The following is a 22,199-nucleotide window of genomic DNA, read 5'->3' on the forward strand; positions in this document are numbered from 1 at the left end:
CTCTCCCCGCCGGGGAGAGGGCTGGGGCGAGGGGCCGGCCCGGCCCGGCAGCACCATCGAGCGAAAGACAACTACACGACCAGCGAGGAGCCGCCCCATGCACTTCATGCAGTCCCTGCACCAGGCATGGCAGCGCAATGACTCCCTCGTCTGCGTCGGCCTCGACCCCGAGCCGGCCAAGTTCCCCGCCCACCTGCGCGACGACTCCGACGCGGTCTACACCTTCTGCCGTGCCATCGTCGACGCCACCGCCGACCTGGTCTGCGCCTACAAGCCCCAGATCGCCCACTTCGCCGCCCTGCGCGCCGAGGACGCGCTCGAGCGCCTGATCACCCACATCCACGACGCCCACCCGGGCATCCCGGTGATCCTCGACGCCAAGCGCGGCGACATCGGCTCCACGGCGCAGCACTACGCCACCGAAGCCTTCGAGCGCTACCGGGCCGACGCGGTCACCCTGAACCCGTACCTCGGCCGCGACTCGATCCAGCCGTTCCTCGACCGGGCCGACAAGGGCGTGATCCTGCTCTGCCACACCTCCAATCCTGGCGCCGCCGACCTGCAGGACCTGATCGTCGAGGGCCCCGCTGGCGAGCGCCTCCCGCTCTATCAGCACCTGGCCCGCACCATCGCCCGCGACTGGAACGGCAACGGCAACTGCGCACTGGTGACCGGCGCCACCTGGCCCGAACAACTGGCCCAGGTGCGCGCCCTGGTCGGCGACATGCCCCTGCTCGTCCCCGGCATCGGCGCCCAGGGCGGCGACGTCGAGGCGGTCCTGCGGCACGGCCGCGCCGCCGATGGCGCCGGCCTGATGATCAGTTCCTCGCGCGCCATCCTCTATGCAGGCCACGACGAAGACTTCGCCACCGCCGCCCGCGGAGCCGCCCACGCCCTGCGCGACCAGATCAACCGCTGCCGCACCTGACGCACGACCCGAGCCGGCCAGGACCTCGCCGTGGCCCGGCGACACCCGGGCCGGCCATCCCGCGGCCTCCTGGTCGCGACGGATCAAAGCCCGACTCCGCCGTGGGCTGTCGATCGGTAGCTGGCGCAGGCGGCAAGCCGCCCGCGAGCCACTGCCCCATGGTGAAGCTTGACGCTGCCGCCTGCGCACCGGAGTATCCGGGCCCATGCCCCGGTCCGGGGATTACCAAGCGCCAGGCCCATGGAGAGCTCACGACATACCCCCGACCCGGGACATGCCGTGCTCCGCAGTCTGGCTGTGCGCTGATCGATCAGGTCGTGCCTGGCCATCCGGGCGGCGACACGCGCCGCGCAAGCAGGTTTTCCGGCGAAGGAAGGAGGGTCTGGTGCACCGGGAGAAGGTCTGGGAAGCCATGTCATATGCCTGGACAGAGGTCGGGCTTGACCCGGCCGGGTTCCGGCAATTCGCCCGCGACGCCGAGCTCTCGCCCCAGGATCAGCCGGCTCTGTTCCATGTCGTGTTCTGGCAGGTATGCGGAGCCTTTGCCGTCGAGACCTCGCTGGCTCTCATGCTGATGGGAGTGACGCTGCCGGACTGGTTCTTCCCCGAGCCCGCGGAGAAGGTTGCGCGCTGGCTAAAGCGGCCACTGCCGTATTCGCTTCTGAACCCGCTCTGGCTGGTGGGCTACCCGCTGTCCTGTCTTCGGGTCGCCAGCTACTGGTACCGGTTGCGCAAGGCGGCCACCGGCCTCGCGCGAGCCGTCTGAGGAACCGGGCGCCCGGCCCACTGCCCAGCCAAGCGGGAGCGGAATCCCGGGCTACCGCGTCCGCGGATACGGCTTCTCGTGCAGCACTCCAGTGCCTGGTAGAGCCCGGCGGTGGCGTGGCTTCGATGTTCAACGGGCAATGTGCAGCGGTGGCCGGCGGCGCGGCGCCCTCACAACTGGCCGAAGATCTCGGCCATGACTGAATCGCCCCGCTTGTAGTGCGGGCCCGGCGCGCCGAAGTGCCCGTCCAGCAAGGCCAGTTCGGCCATCTGGGCGACGTCGAACAATCGCTCGATCGGGCGGCCACCATTGACCTGGCAGCCACGGAGCAACTCGGTTCCCCGGTGGCCCCTGCCGTGACACTGGGGCTCCACGACCCGCAGGCTGCCGTGGTAGATGAAGCGCAGCGGTCGCCGTTCGAGGATGGCCTGGTCGATGAGGGCGTTGGGCATGGCGGGTACCTCATGCGCACGCGCCACCCGGGGCACCGGTGGGCGCGTGGACACTAGCCTGCGCCCGTGCGCGTGGAGACCGGGTCAGCTCACCGCAGTCGCTTCAGGGCCCGGACCCGGCACGGGCTGCGCCCGGCGCCTGCGCAGCCAGCGCTCGCACGGCACCGACCACCCGCGAGCGACCACCACCCCGAGCCCCCAGCACAAGCCGAACGCCGGCAGGTACCACAGGAAGCCCAGGCGCGCGTCGGCACCGCTCCATCGAAAGACCCGCACCAGTGCGAATACCACGAACATGTGGCTCAGGTAGATCTCGTAGCTGAGCCGGCCCCAGTGGCACAGCCAGCGCAGGCCACGCGGCACGCGGGGTGGTTGGCGCCGGAAGGCGAGCAACAGCGCCAGGGTCGAGCCGGTGAGCAGCAGCATCACGCCTTCGTGGAGCCATGGCCAGAGCCAGTGTCCACCCAACGTGGCGCCGATCAGGCCGAGCGCACCGGTCCAGCGCAAGAGGCGCCAGGCGAGCGGGGACATGCGTGGGTCGCGGGCGAACCACAGCGCCCCGAGCACGCCGGTGGCGATCGCCGCCATGCCCGGCAGGTAGGCCTTCTCCTGCCAGATCTCGTTGCCGCCGAGTGCGGCGCGGGTCCAGGGCAGCGACAGCGCCAGCGCAAGCAGCAACGGCACCAGCGCCCAGCTGCGCCGCACCAGCAGGCAGGCCAGCGGAAAGCCGAGATAGAAGGCCTCCTCGATCGACAGCGACCACAGCACGTCCCAGCTACCCGGCAAGTAGCCGGCATGGCCTTCGTACCAGTTCAGGTGCAGGCCCAGCGCCGCGAGCAACGCGCGCCCCAGCGACTGCCCCTCGCGATGGATGGTGTAGTCCGGCATCCCCATGACGTGCAGCACGGCGAGTACCGCCAGCAGCGCGACCAGGCAGGGGACGATCCGCGCGAAGCGGCGGGCGTAGAACGCTTTCGGATCGATGCCGGCCAGACTGCCCCAGCGTCCCAGCGCGTTGCCCGCGATCAGGAAGCCTGAGATCACGAAGAACACGAACACCGCCTCGTAGCCGTTGTAGTTGAGGGCCTGAAGCAACCGCACCGGCAGCACCTCCGCCAGCGCGGTGGCCTTCAGCGGGATACGCATCGGCAGGCCCAGGTGGTTGAGCAGCACGAACACGATCGCCAGGCCGCGCAGCAGGTCGATGCCGGCGTTTCGAGGGATCGCGTGCCGCGCGTCAGCCATAGTGCTTGAGCTCACCCTCGTCCTTCAGGCTGAACGGGGTGAAGTGGGTGTGCTCGTCGTAGGTGTCCACGCCCTCGCGCGACTTGAGGAAGCCGACCACCGCGTAGGTCAGCGGGGTGAACACCACTTCCACCGCGACCTTCATCGCCCAGTTGAAGGCGATCACCTTGACGATGGTCTGGCCCTCCCAGATGCCGGTGAAGGCGATCGGGTAGAAGGTCAGGCTGTCCACGCCCTGCCCGACCAGCGTCGAGCCGATCGTGCGCGTCCACAGCATGCGGCCGCGCGTCCACAGCTTCATGCGTGCAAGTACGAACGAGTTGGCGAAGTCGCCCAGCCAGTAGGCGACGATCGACGCCAGCGCGATCCGCCAGGTGCCGCCGAACACGACTTCCAGCGCCGGCTGCAACTGCGCGTTGAAGGGCTCGGCCGGGCTGGGCGGCATGCGGATGATCGCCTGCGACATTGCCGTGGCGAAGACCATCGCGCCGAAACCTGCCCAGATCGCGCGGCGCGCGCGGGCGTAGCCGTACACCTCGGTCAGCACGTCGCCGAAGATGTAGCTGACCGGGAAGAACAGGTTGCCCGCGCCGAAGGACAGCGCGCCCAGCACCGGCAAGCTCACCGTGCAGACCTTGGCCGGCCCGATCAGGTTGGAACACAGCAGCACGGCGACCATGCCGCCGACCAGCAGGTCGTAGTAGCGGAAGCCGCGCAACGGCGCGGCGGGTGCGGATGGTTGCATGGAGCCCCCGGGCAGTGGAGCGCCAAGGATACGGGCCGGCTTGCGGTGCGTGCTACGGGCGCACGTCCACGCCGCGCCAGAACGCCACGCGTCCGGCGATCTCCGCCGCGGCGGGCTTCGGATCGGGGTAGTACCAGGCGGCGGCCGGGTTGACCGCGTCCCCGACCACCACGTCGAAGTAGCTCGCCTCGCCCTTCCACGGGCAGGTGCTGTGGTGGTCGCTCGCGCGGAAGTGCTCCATGCGCAGGGAACCCGGGGGAAAGTAATGGTTGCCTTCGACCACGACGGTGTCGTCGCTGTCGGCCAGCACCGCGTCGTGCCAGATCGCGCGCATCGCTCAGTCCTCCGTCATCGGTTGCCCGGGAAACAGCACGTCGGTGAAGCCGAACTTCGAAAAGTCGGTGATCCGCGAGGGATACAGCCGCCCGATCAGGTGGTCGCACTCGTGCTGTACCACGCGGGCATGGAAGCCCTCGGCGGTGCGGTCGATCGGCTGGCCCCTGGGGTCCAGGCCCTGGTAGCGGATCAGCGAGAAGCGGCTCACGGCGCCGCGCAGGCCGGGGACCGAGAGGCAGCCTTCCCAGCCTTCCTCCAGGTCCTGCGAAAGGGGCAACACCAGCGGATTGAGCAGGATCGTGCGCGGTACCGGCGGCGCCTCCGGATAGCGCCCGGACTGCTCGAAGCCGAAGATCACCAGCTGCAGGTCGACGCCGATCTGGGGCGCGGCCAGGCCGACGCCGCCGGCCGCCTCCATGGTGTCGAACATGTCCTGGATCAACTGGTCCAGCTCGGCGCTGCCGATCATCCCGGCCGGCACGCTGGGCGCGACGCGGGTCAGGCGGGGGTCGCCCATCTTGAGGATGTCGCGGATCATCGAAGGCCTCGCGAGTCGGTGGGTCGGAGTCAGCGGCTGCCGAACACTTTCTTCAGCAGCTCGGTCGTGCGGGCCGCGGGATTCTTGCGGATGGCCTGTTCCTGTTCGCCGATCACGGTGAACAGCCCGTCGATCGTCCGCGCGGTCACGTAGTCGTCCAGGTCCAGCGGACTGCGCTTGTCGCCGCCACCGCCCAGCGCGCCGAGCATGCCGCCGAGCTCGCCACCGCTGGCGGACGTGAATGCCTTGTACTTCTGCGTCACGCCGACGCGGTCGGTCGCGTCGGCGACGATCGGCCGGATGCGCGCGGTCAGCGCATCGCCGGCGACGCGGCGGAAGAAGTCGGTGGCGGCGTGGTCGCCGCCGGTCAGGATGCCGCGCGCGTCCTGCAGCGTCATCTTGCGGATGGCGTCGCCGAAGATGTCGGCCACCTGCGGCACGGCCTTTTCCGCGGCGCGGTTCATGCTGAGCTGGAAGGCGTCGACCTTGTCGCCCTGGCCCAGCTTGCGGGCAAGCTCGCCGACCTGCTGCAGCTTACCCGGCAACGGGATGCGCACCTTGGCGTTGCCCCAGAACCCGTCGGTCCGTCCCAGCGAATTGATCGCATGGGTGGTGCCCTTGGCCAGGGCCTCCTTCAGGCCCGCGGCAATGTCGCTGCTGGGCAGGCTGGCGCCGCGCCTGGCATCGCTGGCGTGGGTGCCCTGCTTGAGCTGCTTGAGCAGGTCATCGAGCTGGCCGCCGGCGACTACCGGCGACGCGGCAACGGCCAGCAGCAGGCCGAGGCAGACAGGATGCAGGCGCATGGGGTTTCTCCACGTCGGGATACGCCCGAGTTTACGCGGGCGTCCCGGCCCGGGGCGTGATCGTGTCGGCTCACCGGGCTCGGCGCGACAGAGCTGCAACGCTCCGGGCATTGACCGGCCGCCGGCACGGGACGACCCTTGCCGGACACCGTCGAGGAGAAGCCATGCCCACCCGTCTCTCCGTTCCGGCCAGCCCCGCAGCCAGGATCCTATGGGTATCGATCGCCTTCGTCGGCGCCTACTGCCTGGGCGTGGTGGCGCTGCGCCGCGGCGAGCCGATCAATGCGATCTGGCTGGTCGCCGCGGCGATTGCCGTGTTCGTGATCGGCTACCGCTTCTACGGGCGCTTCGTCGAGCGTTGCGTGCTCCAGCTCGATCCGGGACGGGCCACACCGGCGATGCGCCACCCCGACGGACTGGACTACGTGCCGACCGACAAGTGGGTGGTGTTCGGCCACCATTTCGCCGCGATCGCCGGCGCCGGCCCGCTGGTTGGCCCGGTGCTGGCGGCGCAGATGGGCTACCTGCCGGGCACGCTGTGGATCCTCGCCGGCGTGGTATTCGCCGGCGCGGTGCAGGACTTCATGATCCTGGCGCTGTCGTTGCGCCGCGACGGGCGCTCGCTCGGCCACATGCTGCGCGAGGAGCTCGGTCCCGCGCCCGGCGTGGTGGCGATGTTCGGCGTGCTGGTGCTGATGATGATCGTGCTGGCGGTACTGGCGCTGGTGGTGGTCAAGGCACTCACGCACAGCCCGTGGGGCACCTTCACGGTGGCCGCCACCATCCCGATCGCGCTGCTGATGGGCGTGTACCTCCGCTGGCTGCGGCCCGGGCGCATCCTCGAGGTCTCGATCATTGGTCTATTGCTGCTGCTCGGCTCGATCTGGCTGGGTCGCTACGTGGCCGCATCGGCCACGCTGGCGCCGCTGTTCGACTTCGACGCCAGGGCGCTGGCGTGGCTGTTGATCGGCTACGGCTTCTGCGCCTCGGTGCTGCCGGTGTGGCTGCTGCTGGCGCCACGCGATTACCTGTCGACCTTTCTCAAGATCGGCACCATCGCGCTGCTGGCGCTGGCGATCTTCCTGGCCGCGCCGGTGTTGCAGATGGCCGCGGTCACGCGCTTCATCGACGGCACCGGGCCGGTGTTCCAGGGCGACCTGTTCCCGTTCCTGTTCATCACCATCGCCTGCGGCGCGGTCTCGGGCTGGCATTCGATCATCGCCTCGGGCACCACCCCGAAGCTGCTCGCCAACGAGGGCGAGGCGCGCTTGGTCGGCTATGGCGGCATGCTGATGGAGGCGTTCGTGGCGATCATGGCGCTGGTGGCGGCCGCTTCGCTGCACCCGGGGGTGTATTTCGCGATGAATTCGCCGGCGGCGCTGATCGGCACGACCGCCGAGCATGCCGCGCAGACCATCAGCCAGTGGGGCTTCGTGGTCACGCCGGAGCAGCTCGTGCAGACGGCCAAAGACATCGGCGAGGCCAGCGTGCTCTCGCGCGCCGGCGGCGCACCGACGCTGGCGGTGGGCATGGCGCGGCTGCTGCACGAGATCCTGCCCGGCGGCGGCATGATGGCGTTCTGGTACCACTACGCGATCCTGTTCGAGGCGCTGTTCATCCTCACCACGGTGGACGCAGGCACGCGCGTGGGCCGGTTCATGATCCAGGAGATCGCCGGGCTCATCCACAAGCCGCTGCAGCAGACCGGTTCGTGGACCGGCAACCTGCTGGCCACGGCCATCTGCGTGGGACTGTGGGGCTACTTCCTCTACCAGGGGGCGGTCGACCCGCTGGGCGGCATCAACACGCTGTGGCCGCTGTTCGGCATCGCCAACCAGATGCTGGCGGCGATCGCGCTGATGCTCGCTACCGTCGTGGTGGTGAAGCTCAAGCGCGAGCGGTACGCGTGGGTGCCGGGGATCCCGGCGCTGTGGTTGATCGTGTGCACGCTGACGGCCGGTTACGAGAAGCTGGCCGGGCCGATCAGCTTTACCGCCGCGGCGCACAAGTATGCGGCGGCCGCCGCCGAAGGGCGCTTGCTGGCGCCGGCGAAGACCGCGGCGGACATGCAGCGCATCGTCACCAACAACGACGTGGATGCGGCGCTGACGGCCCTGTTCATGCTGCTGGTGCTGGCGATGGTGGGGTTCGCGCTGCGCACGATCGTGCGCGCCTGGCGCACCCACCACCCGACCGCGCACGAGGAGCCCTACGTACCGGTCGAGGCTGCCGCGGGGAGCACGCCATGAAGCGCTCGCTTGGCGCCGCCTGGTCGCGGGCCGTGCAGGCGGCGCGCCTGTGTTGTGGCATACCCGACTACGACGCCTACGTACGCCACCTGCGTGCCCACCATCCGGAGCGTCCGGTGCCGAGCTACCCGGCCTTCTTCCGCCAGCGGCAGGAGGCGCGCTACAAGGGCACCGGCGGGCGCTGCTGCTGAAGCATTCGCGTAGCACGCGAGTCCGCGCGACCGCCATGCACCCGGGTCGCGCACGGGTGCGCTGCTACACGGGTCGCTAGACCTCGTGGTGCCTGGCCTCGGCGTCGAGCGCCACACCGGGCCGGGGCGCCAGCTCCACCAGGTACATCGCGCCCAGTACCAGCGCGCCACCGGCCAGCATGCGCCAGCTCGGCGCATCCACGCCCAGCGCCACCGCGAAGCCCGCGGCGAACACCGGCTCGGTGGTCATCACGATCGCCGCGCGTGCCGATGGCAGGTGCGCCTGCGCCCAGGTCTGCACCAGCATGGCGCCGGCGCCGGCCACCAGCGCCATGTACAGCACCGCCAGCCAGGCCGGTCCGTCCGGCGGCAGTGCCGGGCCCCGCGGCGCGGTGGCGAGCAGGCAGATCACGGCGATCGCCACCACCTGGACCGCCGACATGCCGACCGCATCCTGCTCGCGCGACCAGCGCCCCAGCCCCACGATGTGCAAGGCATAGAGCGCGGCCGAGGCCAGCGTGAGCCACACGCCCGGGTCGACCGAGATGCCATGCAGCGACAGCAGCGCCAGCCCGCCGGTCGCCAGCACCACCGCCAGCCAGACCACGCCCGCGACTCGCTCCCGCAGCAACAGCCAGGCGAGGATCGGCGTGAACACCACATACATGCCGGTCGCGAACCCGCTGACGCTCGGCGCGATCAGCTTCAGGCCCCAGGTCTGCAGCAACTGGGCGGCACCGTAGACGACGCCCAGCAGCAGCGCGCGGCCGACCTGCCCGCGCGGCAGCCGCCACACCGGGCGCGCGAACAGCACCAGCATCGCCAGCGCCGCCACGGCAAAGCGCACGGCGAGGAAATCGACCACCCGCATGCGGCCGACCACATCCTTGATCAGCACGAAGGTGGAGCCCCACACCGCAGTCAGCGCGAGCAGGCCGAGCGTGGCGGCGAAGGTGCGCGGCCGGGTGCCGGTCATGGCGGGAGGCACGGGGTCACGCCGCCCGGCGCGACGCCCTGGCCAGGCGCCAGAGCTGCCCCGGCACCTGCGCCGCGAAGTGCGCCCAGATACCCAGCCACACGACGCCGGCCACCAGCGGGTTGCGCGCGGCGGGGTCGAACTTGCGGAACCACCGCCACATGCCGCGGTGCTTGTGGCGGCTGACGAACACCGGCCGGTGGCGGCTCGAGCCACCCTTGCCGTGCAGCACGCGCACGTCGCCCGCCAGCAACACCGCGTAGCCCGCATCACGGGCACGCCGGCACAGGTCCAGGTCCTCGCAATGCAGGAAGTAGGCCTCGTCGAAACCGCCGAGCTGCTCGAACACCTTGCGCGGCAGCAGCATCAACGCGCCGGAGACCGCCTCGGCGCCGACCACACCGCCCGGGATGCCGCCATCGATGTTCATCCCGCCGCGCGTGCCGAACAGCGTCGCCAGCGCCTGGCGCAGCAGCGGGTCGCGCCGGTACGAGGCCGGGTCCGGGGTGCCGTCGGCGGCGCACACCACCGCGCCGACGATGCCGGCCTGCGGATGCTCGTCGAGGACGTCGAGCATGCGGGCCAGCGTGCCGGGTTCGAGCAGGCAGTCGGGGTTGAGCACCAGCAGGTGTTCACCCTTCGCCACCGCGGCGGCGCGGTTTACCGCCGGGCCGAAGCCGAGGTTGGCGCGGTTGTAGATCACCTTGAGCCGCGGCTCGGCGGCGTGATCGCGTTCGATCGACTGCGGCATCCCGTCGTCCGAGCCATTGTCGATCAGGATCAGCTCCAGCGGCACCGTACTGTCGAGCGCCCGCTGCACGCAGTCGCGCAGGGATGGGCCGCTGTCGGCACACACCACGATCACGCTGACTGGCAGCATCCGTGCGAGGGGAATGGGGGTAGACACCCGGCAAGTATGCGGGAGGTGAGGAGGCGGGAGAACTGCCTGCGGGTTTCCCGCGAGCCCCGGCCCCTCACCCCAACCCTCTCCCCGGAGGGGAGAGGGAGCCAGTTCGCCGCAGGTTTACGCCTCCCGTTCTGCCTCCCGTTCTGCCTCCCGCTCTGCCTTTCGCTCTGCCTTTCGCTCTGCCTTTCGCTCCGCCTTTCGCTCTTCTGAAAAGTGCGCGCCGGAAGCGCGCTGCTCTTCCGGGTCCCCTATGGCGCGGCGGGCGGGTGGTGAAAAGGCCCGAAGGGTGGCCGGCAGGACGCCGGCCAGTTTTTCGTCGGGGCTTCGAGCCCCGTCGAAAAACCCCGCCACCCGCACGCGCACCCGAAGGGCGCGCCATCGGGGTGCCCTTCTCTTTGGTTACTTTCTCTTGGGCAAGCAAGAGAAAGTGACTCGGGCGCCGACCGGCGTCCGAAAGCTCTTGCTCTTTTCCCAATCAAGTCCGAGGCGAGCCACGCCTCCGCACGCCCCCGCACGCCCACCCACGGGGAAAGCGAGCAAGGTCAGCGGCTACCCAAAACTTCGCGCCAGGCCATCGCAGGCCCGGTCCCGCGAGCCAGCCACGGACCGTCGTGCCACCCACACAGCTCCCATCCACGCAAGCGATAGTCGCGCCCATGGTCGCGGTCGAGCAGCAAGACACCACGCGACGTGCGCGCAATGAACCAGCGACCATCGGGACTGAACGACGCCCACGCCTGCACACGTTCCACCGTCGCGTCGGCCAGCACGAAGCGGCCCGAATCCCAGCGGGCCTCGCCGCCTCGCGGGTCCGGGCAGATGCCTTCGCACCACTGCGGTGGCGCCAGCTCCACGACCTCCGCCGTCGGCCCGATCGGCGCCAGCGCCAGGCTCGGCCAGTCGCGCAGTTCCGGTTGCGCGACCTGCTCGCGCCGCCCGCGATCGAGCCAGGCCTCCAGGCCGGCCAGCAGGGTGAACCCGGCCAGCGCGCCCAGCAGCGCCATCGCCCAGGCGAAAGCGCCGCCGCCCAGCGCCCGCTGCAACGCGAAAAGCACGCCGGGCAGGCCCCAGCGCAGGGCCCGGCGCAGCAGTGGCGCGTGCCTCTCCAGGCGATCGGTGGCGAACAGCAGCACCGCCGCGATCGCCAGCAACAAGGGCAGCCCCAACCACCACGGCAACACGGCCAGTGCCAGCAGCCAGGCCGGCGCGTAAACCCAGCGGGCGGTCACGCCCGCTTTCACCGGCGATACCCGCTCAGCCGCACCACACCCGCGCATTGCGGAACATGCGCATCCACGGCGAGTCCTCGCCCCAGCTCTCCGGATGCCAGCTCAGCTGCACGGTGCGGAACACCCGCTCCGGGTGCGGCATCAGGATCGTCACGCGCCCGTCGGCCGCCGTGAAGCCGGCTAGGCCGCCCGGCGACCCGTTCGGGTTGAGCGGGTAGTTCTCGGTCGGACGGCCGCGGTTGTCGACGAAGCGCACCGCCGCCTGCGCCTTGGACGGGCTGCAGGCGTAGGGGAAGCTGACCCGGCCCTCGCCGTGCGCCACCGCCACCGGGATGCGCGAGCCGGCCATGCCCTTGAAGAACAGGCTCGGCGAGTCGAGCACCTCGAGCGTCGCCAGGCGCGCCTCGTACTGCTCGGAGGCGTTGCGCACGAACTTCGGCCAGTGCTTGGCGCCGGGGATGATGTCCTTCAGCTGCGACAGCATCTGGCAGCCGTTGCAGGCGCCCAGCGCGAACTTCGAGGGATCGTTGAAGAACGCCTCGAACTGCGCGCGCATTGCATCGTTGTACAGGATCGAGGTGGCCCAGCCGCGGCCGGCACCGAGCACGTCGCCATAGGAGAAACCGCCGCAGGCGGCGAAGCCGCGGAAGTCGGCCAGCTTGTGGCGACCGCTGGCGAGGTCGGACATGTGCACGTCGACCGCGTCGAAGCCGGCGCGGGTGAACGCTGCGGCCATTTCGACCTGGCCGTTGACGCCCTGCTCGCGCAGGATGGCCACGCGCGGCCGCGCGCCCTGGCCGATGTACGCCGCGGCGACGTCCTCGGCCGGGTTGAAGCTGAGCTTCGGGCTCACGCCCGGATCGGCGTCGTCCAGGCGCCACTCCAGTTCGGCGTTGGCGCTGGCCGGATTGTCGCGGCGGCACTGCATGGCATGGCTGGTCTGGTTCCAGGCGCCGAACAGCTGCGTCCAGTTCCACTTGAACACGGTCTCGTTGCCCAGGAAGAGCTTGATGCCGAGCTTTTCCTTGGGCCGGCCGATGCGGTGACTCATGCCAGCCAGGCCATGCTTGACCAGCAGTGCCTCGAACGCCTCGCGGTTGGCGCGGGCCACCTGCAGCACTGCACCGAGTTCCTCGTTGAACAGTGCGCGCAGCGTCGCCTCGGCCCAGCCGTCCAGGTGGATCTCCAGGCCGCAATGGCCAGCGAAGGCCATCTCCAGCAGGGTCACCAGCACGCCGCCATCGGAGCGGTCGTGATAGGCCAGCACCAGCCCGGCGCGGTTGGCTTCCTGCACCAGCTCGAACAGTGCGCGCAGGCGCTTGGGATCATCCAGGTCCGGCGGCACGCCGCCGCCGCGGTTGAACACCTGGGTCAGCACCGAGCCGCCCAGTCGATCACGGCCGGCCCCCAGGTCGAGCAGCCAAAGGTCGGAGTCGCCGCGGTCAAGCTTGATCTGCGGCGTGAGCGTGCGACGCACGTCGTCGACCCGCGCGAAGCCGGTGATCACCAGCGACACCGGCGCCACCGTACGCTGCGCTTGCTCGCCGTCCTGCCACACGGTCTGCATGGAGAGCGAGTCCTTGCCGACCGGAATGGCGATGTCCAGCGCCGGGCACAGCTCCATGCCCACCGCCTTGACCGCGTCGAACAGGGCGGCGTCTTCGCCCGGGTGGTTGACCGCGGCCATCCAGTTGGCCGACAGGCGAATCTCCCCCAGTGAAGCGATCGGTGCTGCGGCCAGGTTGGTGATCGCCTCGCCGACCGCCAGTCGCGCGGCGTCGGCGCTGGAGAGCAGCGCCACCGGCGCGCGCTCGGCCATCGCCATGGCCTCGCCCTGGTAGCCGTCGAAGTCGGTCAGCGTGACCGCGCAGTCGGCCACCGGCACCTGCCACGGGCCGACCATCGGGTCGCGGTGGTTGAGGCCGCCGACGGTGCGGTCGCCGATGGTGATCAGGAAATTCTTGCTGCCGACGGTCGGCAGGTGCAGCACGCGCTGCACGGCCTCGTCCATGCCGATGCCGGACAGGTCCGGCAACAGGTCCACGCGCGGCTTGATCCGCTGCGCATCCCGGTGCATGCGGGGCGGCTTGCCGAACAGCACGTCCATCGGCAGGTCGATCACGGTGAGGGCGCGGCGCGGGTCGGTCACGCGCAGCGTACGCTCGGCGGTGGCGGTGCCGACCACCGCGTAGGGGCAGCGTTCGCGCTTGCAGTAGGCCTCGAACTCGGCGAGGTCTTGCGGCGCGATGCCGAGCACGTAGCGTTCCTGCGATTCGTTGCTCCACACCTGCATGGGCGACAGCGAGGGGTCATCGCAGGGCACCCTGGACAGGTCGATCTCCCCGCCGACGCCCGCGTCGTTGAGCAGCTCGGGGATCGCGTTGGACAGGCCGCCGGCGCCGACGTCGTGGATGCTGACGATCGGGTTGGCCTCGCCACGCATCCAGCAGCTGTCGATCACCTGCTGGCAGCGCCGCTCCATCTCGGCGTTGTCGCGCTGGACCGAGGCGAAATCGAGCTCCGCGCTGGAGGCGCCGGAAGCAACCGAGGACGCCGCGCCTCCGCCCAGGCCGATCAGCATGGCCGGGCCGCCCAGCACGATCACCGCGTGGCCTGGCTGGATCTCGCGCTTCTGCACGTGGTCATGGCGGATGTTGGCCAGGCCGCCGGCGATCATGATCGGCTTGTCGTAGCCGCGACGCACGCCGGCTTCGCCGGTCTCGTGCTCGTAGGTGCGGAAGTAGCCACCCAGGCAGGGGCGGCCGAATTCGTTGTTGAACGCGGCGGCGCCGAGCGGGCCGTCGCGCATGATCTCGAAGGCGCTGGCCATCCGCGGCGGCAGCGGGCGGTTCACCTCCCACGGCTGCGGCGCGCCGGGGATGCGCAGGTCGGACACCGAGAAGCCGGTCAGGCCGGCCTTCGGCTTGGCCCCGCGGCCGGTCGCGCCCTCGTCGCGGATCTCGCCACCCGCACCGGTGGCCGCACCGGGCCAGGGGGCGATCGCGGTCGGATGGTTGTGCGTCTCGACCTTGATCGCGTAGTCGACCTGTTCATCGTGCTGGCGCCAGGCCCCCTCGCCATCGGTGAAGAACCGCCGCCCGTGGTGGCCCTCGATTACCGCGGCGTTGTCCTTGTAGGCCGACAGCGTGTGCGCGGGCGAGCGCTGGTGCGTGTGCTTGATCATGGCGAACAGGCTCTTGTCCTGTTCCTCGCCATCGATCGTCCAGCTGGCGTTGAACACCTTGTGGCGGCAGTGCTCGGAATTGGCCTGGGCGAACATGAACAGTTCGGCGTCGGTGGGGTCGCGGCCCAGCTCGGCGTAGCGTTCCGCCAGGTACTCGATCTCGTCATCGGCCAGGGCCAGGCCCAGGCGGGCGTTGGCGGCGGCGAGCGCCGCGCGTGGGTCGCCGCCCAGTTCGATGTGCACTAGGTCGCCCGGCGTGCCGGCCAGGAACAGGCCCTGCGCCTGGTCCAGATCGGTCAGCACCGACTCGGTCATCGGGTCGTGGAGCACCGCCAGCACGGCCTCGTGGTCAGGCGTACCGGCGTCCGGCAGGCCGGCCACCTGCCAGGCGATGCCGCGCTCGACGCGGCGCACGTCGAAGCCGGCACCGTGCAGGATGTCCGTGGCCTTGCTCGACCAGGGCGAAATGGTCCCCAGCCGCGGCACCGTCCACAGCGTGGCGGACTCGGGCGTGGCGTCCCTGGCCTCCAGCACTTCCAGCAGGCGCCTGCGTTCGGCGCCTTCGGGCGCGTGGCCGGCATCGAGCACGTAGACGAACCAGGAGGCCTGGACACGTACGCCGCGGTGCACCGCATCGAGGCGGGCGTTCAGGCGGTCCAGGCGAAACGGCGAAAGGGCGCTCTGCCCGTCGAAAGCGATCATGCGGGGGGATTCGGCGCGTGGAAGGAAAGCGCCCTATTCTACCCGATGCCGCCGGGTGACCCGTCTACGGGCCGCCGGCGGCAGTCGATCAGGCGGCCTGGTCCATGGCGGCAGAACGCCCCGGCGCGACCACCATCCCGGTCGCGCCCGAGGGCGCGACCATGGGAGGTCAGCTGCCTTTTTCGAGCAGCTTCAGCAGCTTGTCCGGCGGCACGTAGCCACCCAGCACCATGCCATCGGGACCCACGATCATCGGCGTCCCGGTCACGCCCAGTTTCACGCCCAGGTCGAACTCGTCCTTGACCGGATTGGGGCAGTCGGCCGCCTTGGGCGCCTTGCCCTGCTTGGCCGCGGTGAAGGCGGCCTTGCGGTCGGCGGCGCACCAGACCGAGACCATCTCCTTGTAGGTGTTGGTGGGGAGGCCGGCGGTGTCGGTCACGCCCTCGCGGGGCCAGGCCAGGTACTCGACCGCGATGCCTTCCTCGTTGAGCTGCTTGATATGCGAATGGAACATGCGGCAGTAGCCGCAGTTGACGTCGGAGAACACGGTAACGGTGTACTTCGGGTGCGGCGGCGCGAACACGATGCGCTGCGACGCCGGCACCTTGGCCAGCTGGGCCTTGCGGAAGCCCGCCCAGGCGCGATCGCTGAGGTTTTCCTTCGCGCCGAGATCGACCACGTCGCCGTTGAGCATGTACTTGCCGTCGGTGCTGACGTAGACCAGCTGCCCCGAGGCGATGACCTGGTAGAAACCCGGCAGCGGCGAGGGGGCGATTTCGTCGAACCGCACGCCGGGGGCAAGGTTCTTCAGGGCAGTGCGCACCACCTGCACGGTGGCCGGATCGGTCGCGCTGCCGGGGGCGACGCCGTCCTGCTGATCGGCGGCACAGGCGGCGAGCGCGAAGGTGCCGGCGAGCAGCGCGGCGGAAAGCTTCTTGAACATCGGGAACCTCGTGGCCGCGTGTGGGGAAGCGGCGGTCGGGGCCGATTCTGGCACAGCGGCGTTAGCGGCAAGTGTGCGCGCCATGCCGGTGCGGCCGGCCGGGCGGTCCGACCCGGTACCGACCGTCGCGCCCAGGGATCGACTCAGCCGCGCGGGTGGTGGCGCGCGTGCAGGCGCTTGAGCCCTTCCTTCGCCACCAGGGTGTAGATCTGGGTGGTGCTCAGCGAGGCATGCCCCAGCAGCAGCTGCAGTGCGCGCAGATCGGCGCCGTGGTTGAGCAGGTGGGTGGCGAAGGAATGGCGCAGCACGTGCGGGGAGATGCGCTTGCCCTCGATGCCGACGGCCAGCGCATGGCGCTTGACCAGCGTCCAGAACATCTGCCGCGTCATGCCCTCGCCGCGCCGGCTGAGGAACAGCGCCGCCGGCTGGCGCCCCTGGGCGAGCTGCGGCCGCGCGCCGGCGAGATAGGCCTCGATATGCTCCAGCGCGACCTCGCCAACCGGCACCAGCCGGTCCTTGCCGCCCTTGCCGGTAATGCGCAGCACGCCCTGGCGGGTGTTGAGCGCGGCCAGCGGCAGCTCCACCAGTTCGGACACGCGCAGGCCGGAGGCGTACATCAGTTCCAGCATCGCGCGGTCGCGCAGCCCCAGCGTGGTGGTCACGTCGGGCGCGGCCAACAGCGCTTCGATCTCGCGCTCGGCCAGCGCCTTGGGCAGGCCGCGCGGCATGCGCGGGCGCTCGATCAGCAGGGTCGGGTCCTCGAAACCCGGCGTGTCGCGCGCGAGCTGGCCGTAATAGCGGCGGAACGCGGACTGGCGCCGCGCCATCGAACGCACCGCGGCGCCCTGGCTGCCGTGGAAGGCCGACAGGTCCTCGCGCCGCGCGGTCTGGAGGTTGCGCCCGCGCGCGGCGAGCCAGCGCGCGAGTCCTTCCAGGTCCTGCCGGTACGCTTCGAGGGTGCGATCGGCCAGGCCGTCTTCGGACCAGACCCGCTCGAGGAAGGCGGCAATGCTGCGCTGGTCGGCTTCGGCGATACTTGCGCTCTTTTCCTGCATGCGCAGATGCTCGCCGCGCTTCGCGACGGGCGCAAGCGAAACGCCGATGACCCGATCGCACGACAACGCTTCGATTTCCTGTCCGCTGTGGCGCCGCCTGGCCGCGCTGGTCTACGACCTGCTCGCGGTGGTAGCCATCGTGATGGTCGTGGGCCTGCTGTGCCAGCTCGCCACCGGCGGCCAGGTGGTGGCCGCCGGCGCGCACGCCACGATTGCCTGGTGGTACCAGCCGCTGCAGGGCCTGGTGGTGGGCGCGTACTTCGGCGTCTCCTGGTGGCGCGGCGGGCAGACGCTGGGCATGCGGCCCTGGCACATCCGCGTGGTCGGCACCGATGGCGGCAGGGTGTCGCCGGGACAGGCGCTTGGGCGGGTGGTCGTGGCTGCGTTGCCGTTGCTCCTGCTCGCCCTGGCACCCTGGCTTGGCCTGCGCGGCGCGGTGTGGGCGGTGCTCGCCGGCTGGGCGCTGTGCTTCGCCCCGGCGTTGTTCGATCCGCGCCGCCGCGCCCTGCACGACCTGGCCGCGGGCACCGAACTGCACCGGATCGGCTAGCCGTTTCACACCCACGCCGGCCGCGCTTGCTGTACAAGGACGCATGGCCGCCTCCGCCCCCGTCCGCAACGATGCCGAACTGCTCCGCGTCAACCGCGGTTTCTACGAAGCGCTGTGGGCGCAGGCGCAGCTGGTCGATCCCGAACGCTTCAACACCTGGCCGCTGCTGCGCGAACTGGTCGCGACCGCGCCGCGCCGGCTGGAAGTCGCGCCCGGCCTGCGTCCCCGCCTGCCGCTGGACGGCACCTGCTTCGTCGACCTGAGCCACGCGGCATTGCGGCAATTGCGCGCACGGGGCGCCTGTGCACTGCACGGCATGATCGGTGCCCTGCCCTGCGCCGACGCGCGGTTCGACCTGGTGTGCGCATTCGACATCCTCGAGCACGTGGCCGACGACGAGGCTGCCCTGCACGAACTCGCGCGCGTGGCCGCACCGGGCGCGACGCTGCTGCTGTCGGTGCCCCTGCACGCCGATGCCTGGACCGCGTTCGACGAATTCGTCGGGCATTGCCGACGCTACGAACCCGCCGCGATCGAGGCCAAGCTCGCCGCGCACGGGTTCGTGCTGGAGCGCAGCGCGATCTACGGCATGCAGCCGAAATCCTCGCGGCTGCTGGATCTGGGCCAGTGGTTCCTGACGCACCAGCGCGAGCGCGCGATGTGGTGGTACAACCACGTGTTCATGCCGCTCGGGCTGAGGTTCCAGAAGCCGTTGCAGTGGCGCGAGGGATTGTCCGACGTCGAGGGGGTGGACGAGGTGTTGCTGGTTTGCCGGCGCGACGCAGGGGCCTGAGGCTGGCGTTTCGACTGCGCCCTTCGGGCTACGCTCAGCGCGAACGGCTCCTCGATCGTGCGCACCGTCGGAGGCGCCTTGACGCGCCGCACCATTTCCCGCGCAAAGCCACTAGAATGTCGCTTTGCCCCTCTTCCAGCAGCCATGCTCTACCAACTCCACGAATGGCAGCGCGCCTTCATGGGCCCGATGAGCTACTTCGCGCAGGCCAGCGCGAAGATGTTCAGCGAACCAGGCAGCCTGCTCGCGCAGTGGCCGGGCGCGGCACGCTGGGCGGCCGGCTGCGAGCTCATGTACCGGCTGGGCAAGGACTACGAGAAGCCGGCGTTCGGCATCCACGAGATCCAGGCCGGCGGGCACACCGTGGCCGTGGTGGAGCAGACCGCGCTCGACCTGCCGTTCTGCCAGCTCAAGCGCTTCAAGCGCTACAGCGACGACCCGACCGTGATCGAGGCGATGCGCCGCCAGCCGGTGGTGCTGGTGGTGGCGCCGCTGTCCGGCCATCACGCCACCCTGCTGCGAGACACCGTGCGCACGCTGCTGCGCGACCACAAGGTCTACGTCACCGACTGGGTGGACGCGCGCATGGTGCCGGCGGAAGCGGGCATGTTCCGGCTGGACGACTACGTCGCCTACGTCGAACGCTTCATCCGCCACATCGGTGCCGACCGGCTGCACGTGATCTCGGTGTGCCAGCCGACGGTGCCGGTCCTGGCCGCGGTGTCGCTGATGGCCGCACGCGGCGAGCCGACGCCATGCAGCCTGGTGATGATGGGTGGGCCGATCGACCCCCGGCGCAGCCCCACGCGCGTCAACGACCTCGCCACGACCCAGCCGCTTTCCTGGTTCGAGGCCAACCTGATCCATACGGTGCCCGCCAACTATCCGGGCCGCGGGCGCCGGGTGTATCCGGGCTTCCTCCAGCACGCCGGCTTCGTGGCCATGAACCCCGGCCGGCACCTCACGTCGCACTGGGACTACTACCTCGACCTGCTGCGTGGCGATCTGGACGACGCCGAGGCGCACCGGCGCTTCTACGACGAATACAACGCAGTGCTGGACATGCCGGCCGGCTACTACCTGGACACGATCGACACGGTGTTCCAGCAATGCCTGCTGCCGCGCGGGCTGTGGGAGGTGGCCGGCGAGCGCGTCGATCCCGGCGCCATCACCCGCAGTGCCCTGCTGACCATCGAGGGCGAGCTGGACGACATCTCCGGCCTGGGCCAGACCGAGGCAGCCCACGGGCTGTGCACCGGCATTCCGGCCGGCCGCCGCGCACACCGGGTGGTCGAGGGGGCCGGCCACTACGGCATCTTCAGTGGCCGGCGCTGGCGCGAGCTGGTCTACCCGCAGGTGCGCGACTTCATCCGCGGCGCCGCCTGAGGCCCGCCATCCGACGTCGCGGGCCAGCGTGTCGAAGTCGTACAACGTCGAGTGCCCCTGCCGGCCACGTGGCCGCGGCACGCCCTGATCCGTACGCGATGGCCAGGGACGGCGTAGCGGCAGGCTTCATCATGAACGTCCCTTTCCGCCAGGAAGGCCCGGTCCAGCCTCAGCCGCCGAAGAAGCCGGCGAAGGCCCGCACCGTGCGGTCGATACCGGCATCGTCCACGTCCAGGTGCGTGACCAGGCGCAGCGTCGGCAGGTAGCCGATGCTGATGCGGATACCGGCGGCGCGCAGGTGCGCATCCAGGTCGCGGAGGGATTCGGCCGGCACTTCGACGAACACCATGTTGGTGTGCTGGCCGAGCAGGCGCAGGCCGGGCACGGCCTCGAGCTGGCGCGCCAGCCGGGCGGCGCGGGCATGGTCGTCCGCCAGCCGCGCGACGTGATGGTCGAGCGCATGGAGGCCGGCCGCCGCGAGCATGCCGGCCTGGCGCCAGCCACCCCCGGTCACCTTGCGCCAGCGCCGCGCCTTGTCTATCAGCGCCGCCGACCCCACCAGCACCGAGCCGACCGGCGCGCCGAGCCCCTTGGACAGGCACACCGACACGCTGTCGAAGTGTTGCGCGATCTCCCGCGCCGGCACGCCGGCGGCGACCGCCGCGTTGTACAGGCGGGCGCCGTCGAGGTGGAAGGCCAGGCCGTGCTCGCGGGCGAAGTCGTGTGCGGAACGCAGGTAATCCATCGGCAGTACGCGGCCGTGCCAGGTGTTTTCCAGGGCGAGCAGGCGCGTGCGTGCAAAATGCGGATCGACCGGCTTGATCGCCGCCGCGACCCGGTCCAGCGGGAGCGAGCCATCGGCGTCCTGCACGATGGGCTGGGGCTGGATGGAACCCAGCACCGCCGCGCCGCCGCCTTCGAACTTGTAGGTGTGCGCGTCCATTCCGACGATGTACTCGTCGCCGCGTTCGCAGTGCGACATCAGCGCCAGCAGGTTCGACTGGGTGCCGCTGGGGACGAACAGGCCTGCCGCGAAGCCGAGTTCGTCGGCGAGGCGCTGCTGCAGCGTGTTGACGGTCGGGTCCTCGCCGTAGACGTCGTCGCCCACCGGCGCATCCAGCATCGCCGCGCGCATGGCGGGCGTGGGCCTGGTTACCGTATCGCTGCGCAGGTCGACCCAGTCCACGTTGCACCTCACCCGTTGCGGCAAAGGAGGGAGCTTGGCGCGGCGTCGGACGGGAGGCAAGCACCCGGCACAAAAAACCCGCGACGGGCGCGGGTGGGGATGGTGGGTCGTCCGAGACTCGAACTCGGGACCAATAGATTAAAAGTCTACTGCTCTACCAACTGAGCTAACGACCCATCAAGCGAACGGGGAATTTTAAGGTTTGCGCGCTGGCCGCACAAGCAAAGCGCGCTGCCATGTGGCTGCCCGCAAGTTGGGCATCGGTCCGGTTTCCCTTGGCTGGGCGCCGGTGAGCTGGAGCCGGCCGGACGGCCGGGCTCAGGCGTAGCGGGTGGGATCGGGCAAGCCGGCGGCCCGGAAGCCTTCGGCGCGCAGATGGCAGGCGTCGCAGTGGCCACAGGCGCGGCCCTGCGCGTCGGCCTGGTAGCAACTGACGGTCTGCGCGAAATCCACGCCCAGGCGCTCGCCCTCGCGGGCGATGTCGGCCTTGCTCATGCGCATCAGCGGCGCATGGATGCGCAGGCCTGCACCTTCCACACCCGCCCTGGTGGCGACGTTGGCCAGCTGCTCGAAGGCATCGATGAAGGCGGGCCGGCAGTCGGGATAACCGGAGTAGTCGACCGCGTTGACGCCGCAGAAAATGTCGTTGGCGCCGAGCACTTCGGCCCAACCCAGCGCGATCGACAGCATGATGGTGTTGCGCGCAGGCACGTAGGTTACCGGGATGCCCTCGCCGCCTTGCTCGGGTACGTCGATATCGGCGGTGAGCGCGGAGCCGCCGATGCTGCGCAGGTCCACCTGCACGGTCTTGTGCGCAAGCGCCCCCATCGCGTGGGCCACCCGTTCGGCAGCCTCCAGCTCGGAGCCGTGGCGCTGGCCGTAGGCGACGCTCAATGCGTGCACCGCGAAACCCTGTTCGCGCGCGATGGCCAGGGTGACGGCCGAGTCCATGCCGCCGGAGACGAGCACGACGGCTTTGCGGGAAGTGGTTTCGGACATGGGACGGTTCCTTGCATACGGCCGGTCACCGGCCGG

At 70.3% G+C, this 22,199-nt stretch carries 21 protein-coding genes and 1 tRNA gene; 7 read left to right on the forward strand and 15 right to left on the reverse strand.

Annotation, left to right across the window (positions count from 1 at the left end):
• Nucleotides 1-97 precede the first annotated feature (97 nt).
• Nucleotides 98-928, forward strand: coding sequence for an orotidine-5'-phosphate decarboxylase (pyrF, locus tag VFH59_RS18195; protein WP_325166342.1), 831 nt, complete (start codon nucleotides 98-100; stop codon nucleotides 926-928).
• A gap of 385 nt (nucleotides 929-1,313) precedes the next feature.
• A complete protein-coding gene (locus VFH59_RS18200; RefSeq protein WP_325166343.1) occupies nucleotides 1,314-1,694 on the forward strand; it encodes a hypothetical protein in 381 nt (126 codons plus the stop codon).
• Between the two features lie 170 nt (nucleotides 1,695-1,864).
• On the opposite strand, the gene VFH59_RS18205 is transcribed toward VFH59_RS18200, so the two are convergent.
• The 6 genes from VFH59_RS18205 to VFH59_RS18230 all read right to left on the reverse strand — a co-directional run bounded on the left by VFH59_RS18205 (nucleotide 1,865) and on the right by VFH59_RS18230 (nucleotide 5,813).
• Entirely contained in the window at nucleotides 1,865-2,146 is a 282-nt protein-coding gene (locus VFH59_RS18205) for a hypothetical protein (protein WP_325166344.1), read from the reverse strand.
• Nucleotides 2,147-2,230: 84 nt separating this feature from the next.
• The gene (locus VFH59_RS18210) at nucleotides 2,231-3,406 is read right to left on the reverse strand and encodes an acyltransferase (RefSeq protein ID WP_325166345.1); all 1,176 of its coding nucleotides are present in this window, start codon (nucleotides 3,404-3,406) and stop codon (nucleotides 2,231-2,233) included.
• A complete protein-coding gene (locus VFH59_RS18215; protein ID WP_325166347.1) occupies nucleotides 3,384-4,136 on the reverse strand; it encodes a queuosine precursor transporter in 753 nt (250 codons plus the stop codon). The genes VFH59_RS18210 and VFH59_RS18215 overlap by 23 nt, the downstream gene beginning before the upstream one ends.
• Before the next feature lie 52 nt (nucleotides 4,137-4,188).
• Nucleotides 4,189-4,470 (reverse strand): DUF427 domain-containing protein, encoded by a 282-nt coding sequence (locus VFH59_RS18220; protein ID WP_325166348.1) that lies wholly within the window; start codon nucleotides 4,468-4,470, stop codon nucleotides 4,189-4,191.
• 3 nt (nucleotides 4,471-4,473) lie between these two features.
• Entirely contained in the window at nucleotides 4,474-5,010 is a 537-nt protein-coding gene (gene def, locus VFH59_RS18225; protein ID WP_325166349.1) for a peptide deformylase, read from the reverse strand.
• 29 nt (nucleotides 5,011-5,039) lie between these two features.
• A complete protein-coding gene (locus VFH59_RS18230) occupies nucleotides 5,040-5,813 on the reverse strand; it encodes a DUF4197 domain-containing protein (RefSeq protein WP_325166350.1) in 774 nt (257 codons plus the stop codon).
• Between the two features lie 164 nt (nucleotides 5,814-5,977).
• Here VFH59_RS18230 and VFH59_RS18235 point away from each other — a divergent pair, with 164 nt between their 5' ends.
• Entirely contained in the window at nucleotides 5,978-8,062 is a 2,085-nt protein-coding gene (locus VFH59_RS18235) for a carbon starvation CstA family protein (protein ID WP_325166351.1), read from the forward strand.
• Complete coding sequence (locus VFH59_RS18240) at nucleotides 8,059-8,253, forward strand: YbdD/YjiX family protein (RefSeq protein WP_325166352.1); 195 nt, start codon at nucleotides 8,059-8,061, stop codon at nucleotides 8,251-8,253. Before VFH59_RS18235 ends, VFH59_RS18240 begins: the two co-directional genes overlap by 4 nt.
• Before the next feature lie 76 nt (nucleotides 8,254-8,329).
• On the opposite strand, the gene VFH59_RS18245 is transcribed toward VFH59_RS18240, so the two are convergent.
• The 6 genes from VFH59_RS18245 to xerD form a co-directional block, all read right to left on the reverse strand.
• A complete protein-coding gene (locus VFH59_RS18245) occupies nucleotides 8,330-9,229 on the reverse strand; it encodes a DMT family transporter (RefSeq protein ID WP_325166353.1) in 900 nt (299 codons plus the stop codon).
• A 16-nt stretch (nucleotides 9,230-9,245) separates the two neighbouring features.
• The gene (locus VFH59_RS18250) at nucleotides 9,246-10,109 is read right to left on the reverse strand and encodes a glycosyltransferase family 2 protein (protein WP_325166354.1); all 864 of its coding nucleotides are present in this window, start codon (nucleotides 10,107-10,109) and stop codon (nucleotides 9,246-9,248) included.
• 569 nt (nucleotides 10,110-10,678) lie between these two features.
• On the reverse strand, nucleotides 10,679-11,365 hold the full coding sequence (locus VFH59_RS18255; protein ID WP_325166356.1) for a hypothetical protein: 687 nt from the start codon (nucleotides 11,363-11,365) through the stop codon (nucleotides 10,679-10,681).
• Between the two features lie 25 nt (nucleotides 11,366-11,390).
• Nucleotides 11,391-15,251 (reverse strand): phosphoribosylformylglycinamidine synthase, encoded by a 3,861-nt coding sequence (gene purL / locus VFH59_RS18260; RefSeq protein WP_325166358.1) that lies wholly within the window; start codon nucleotides 15,249-15,251, stop codon nucleotides 11,391-11,393.
• A 169-nt stretch (nucleotides 15,252-15,420) separates the two neighbouring features.
• Nucleotides 15,421-16,194, reverse strand: coding sequence for a thioredoxin fold domain-containing protein (locus VFH59_RS18265; RefSeq protein WP_325166359.1), 774 nt, complete (start codon nucleotides 16,192-16,194; stop codon nucleotides 15,421-15,423).
• 143 nt (nucleotides 16,195-16,337) lie between these two features.
• Nucleotides 16,338-17,249, reverse strand: a complete 912-nt coding sequence (gene xerD / locus VFH59_RS18270) for a site-specific tyrosine recombinase XerD (RefSeq protein WP_325166360.1) — start codon at nucleotides 17,247-17,249, stop codon at nucleotides 16,338-16,340.
• 46 nt (nucleotides 17,250-17,295) lie between these two features.
• Here xerD and VFH59_RS18275 point away from each other — a divergent pair, with 46 nt between their 5' ends.
• From VFH59_RS18275 to VFH59_RS18285, 3 genes are all read left to right on the forward strand, one after another.
• A complete protein-coding gene (locus VFH59_RS18275; RefSeq protein ID WP_325166361.1) occupies nucleotides 17,296-17,799 on the forward strand; it encodes an RDD family protein in 504 nt (167 codons plus the stop codon).
• A gap of 43 nt (nucleotides 17,800-17,842) precedes the next feature.
• Nucleotides 17,843-18,592 carry a class I SAM-dependent methyltransferase gene (locus VFH59_RS18280; RefSeq protein ID WP_325166362.1) on the forward strand — a complete coding sequence of 250 codons (750 nt, stop codon included), beginning with the start codon at nucleotides 17,843-17,845 and terminating at the stop codon, nucleotides 18,590-18,592.
• A 144-nt stretch (nucleotides 18,593-18,736) separates the two neighbouring features.
• Nucleotides 18,737-19,978 (forward strand): polyhydroxyalkanoate depolymerase, encoded by a 1,242-nt coding sequence (locus VFH59_RS18285; RefSeq protein ID WP_325166363.1) that lies wholly within the window; start codon nucleotides 18,737-18,739, stop codon nucleotides 19,976-19,978.
• 169 nt (nucleotides 19,979-20,147) lie between these two features.
• On the opposite strand, the gene ltaE is transcribed toward VFH59_RS18285, so the two are convergent.
• From ltaE to queC, 3 genes are all read right to left on the reverse strand, one after another.
• Entirely contained in the window at nucleotides 20,148-21,164 is a 1,017-nt protein-coding gene (ltaE, locus tag VFH59_RS18290) for a low-specificity L-threonine aldolase (RefSeq protein ID WP_325166365.1), read from the reverse strand.
• 100 nt (nucleotides 21,165-21,264) lie between these two features.
• Nucleotides 21,265-21,340, reverse strand: a tRNA-Lys gene (locus VFH59_RS18295).
• Nucleotides 21,341-21,482: 142 nt separating this feature from the next.
• Nucleotides 21,483-22,163 carry a 7-cyano-7-deazaguanine synthase QueC gene (gene queC / locus VFH59_RS18300; protein ID WP_325166366.1) on the reverse strand — a complete coding sequence of 227 codons (681 nt, stop codon included), beginning with the start codon at nucleotides 22,161-22,163 and terminating at the stop codon, nucleotides 21,483-21,485.
• Between the last annotated feature and the right edge of the window lie 36 nt (nucleotides 22,164-22,199).

The sequence above is a fragment of the Frateuria sp. genome (assembly GCF_035695185.1).
In the GTDB taxonomy this organism is placed as follows: Bacteria; Pseudomonadota; Gammaproteobacteria; order Xanthomonadales; family Rhodanobacteraceae; genus Frateuria_A.

Coding starts and splice junctions, on each gene's coding strand:
- queC (WP_325166366.1), bottom strand. CDS start 22,163: ATGTCCGAAACCACTTCCCGCAAAGCCGTCGTGCTCGTCTCCGGCGGC.
- VFH59_RS18245 (WP_325166353.1), bottom strand. CDS start 9,229: ATGACCGGCACCCGGCCGCGCACCTTCGCCGCCACGCTCGGCCTGCTC.
- xerD (WP_325166360.1), bottom strand. CDS start 17,249: ATGCAGGAAAAGAGCGCAAGTATCGCCGAAGCCGACCAGCGCAGCATT.
- VFH59_RS18230 (WP_325166350.1), bottom strand. CDS start 5,813: ATGCGCCTGCATCCTGTCTGCCTCGGCCTGCTGCTGGCCGTTGCCGCG.
- def (WP_325166349.1), bottom strand. CDS start 5,010: ATGATCCGCGACATCCTCAAGATGGGCGACCCCCGCCTGACCCGCGTC.
- VFH59_RS18215 (WP_325166347.1), bottom strand. CDS start 4,136: ATGCAACCATCCGCACCCGCCGCGCCGTTGCGCGGCTTCCGCTACTAC.
- VFH59_RS18280 (WP_325166362.1), top strand. CDS start 17,843: ATGGCCGCCTCCGCCCCCGTCCGCAACGATGCCGAACTGCTCCGCGTC.
- VFH59_RS18205 (WP_325166344.1), bottom strand. CDS start 2,146: ATGCCCAACGCCCTCATCGACCAGGCCATCCTCGAACGGCGACCGCTG.
- VFH59_RS18240 (WP_325166352.1), top strand. CDS start 8,059: ATGAAGCGCTCGCTTGGCGCCGCCTGGTCGCGGGCCGTGCAGGCGGCG.
- VFH59_RS18285 (WP_325166363.1), top strand. CDS start 18,737: ATGCTCTACCAACTCCACGAATGGCAGCGCGCCTTCATGGGCCCGATG.
- purL (WP_325166358.1), bottom strand. CDS start 15,251: ATGATCGCTTTCGACGGGCAGAGCGCCCTTTCGCCGTTTCGCCTGGAC.
- VFH59_RS18265 (WP_325166359.1), bottom strand. CDS start 16,194: ATGTTCAAGAAGCTTTCCGCCGCGCTGCTCGCCGGCACCTTCGCGCTC.
- VFH59_RS18275 (WP_325166361.1), top strand. CDS start 17,296: ATGACCCGATCGCACGACAACGCTTCGATTTCCTGTCCGCTGTGGCGC.
- VFH59_RS18235 (WP_325166351.1), top strand. CDS start 5,978: ATGCCCACCCGTCTCTCCGTTCCGGCCAGCCCCGCAGCCAGGATCCTA.
- VFH59_RS18250 (WP_325166354.1), bottom strand. CDS start 10,109: ATGCTGCCAGTCAGCGTGATCGTGGTGTGTGCCGACAGCGGCCCATCC.
- VFH59_RS18220 (WP_325166348.1), bottom strand. CDS start 4,470: ATGCGCGCGATCTGGCACGACGCGGTGCTGGCCGACAGCGACGACACC.
- pyrF (WP_325166342.1), top strand. CDS start 98: ATGCACTTCATGCAGTCCCTGCACCAGGCATGGCAGCGCAATGACTCC.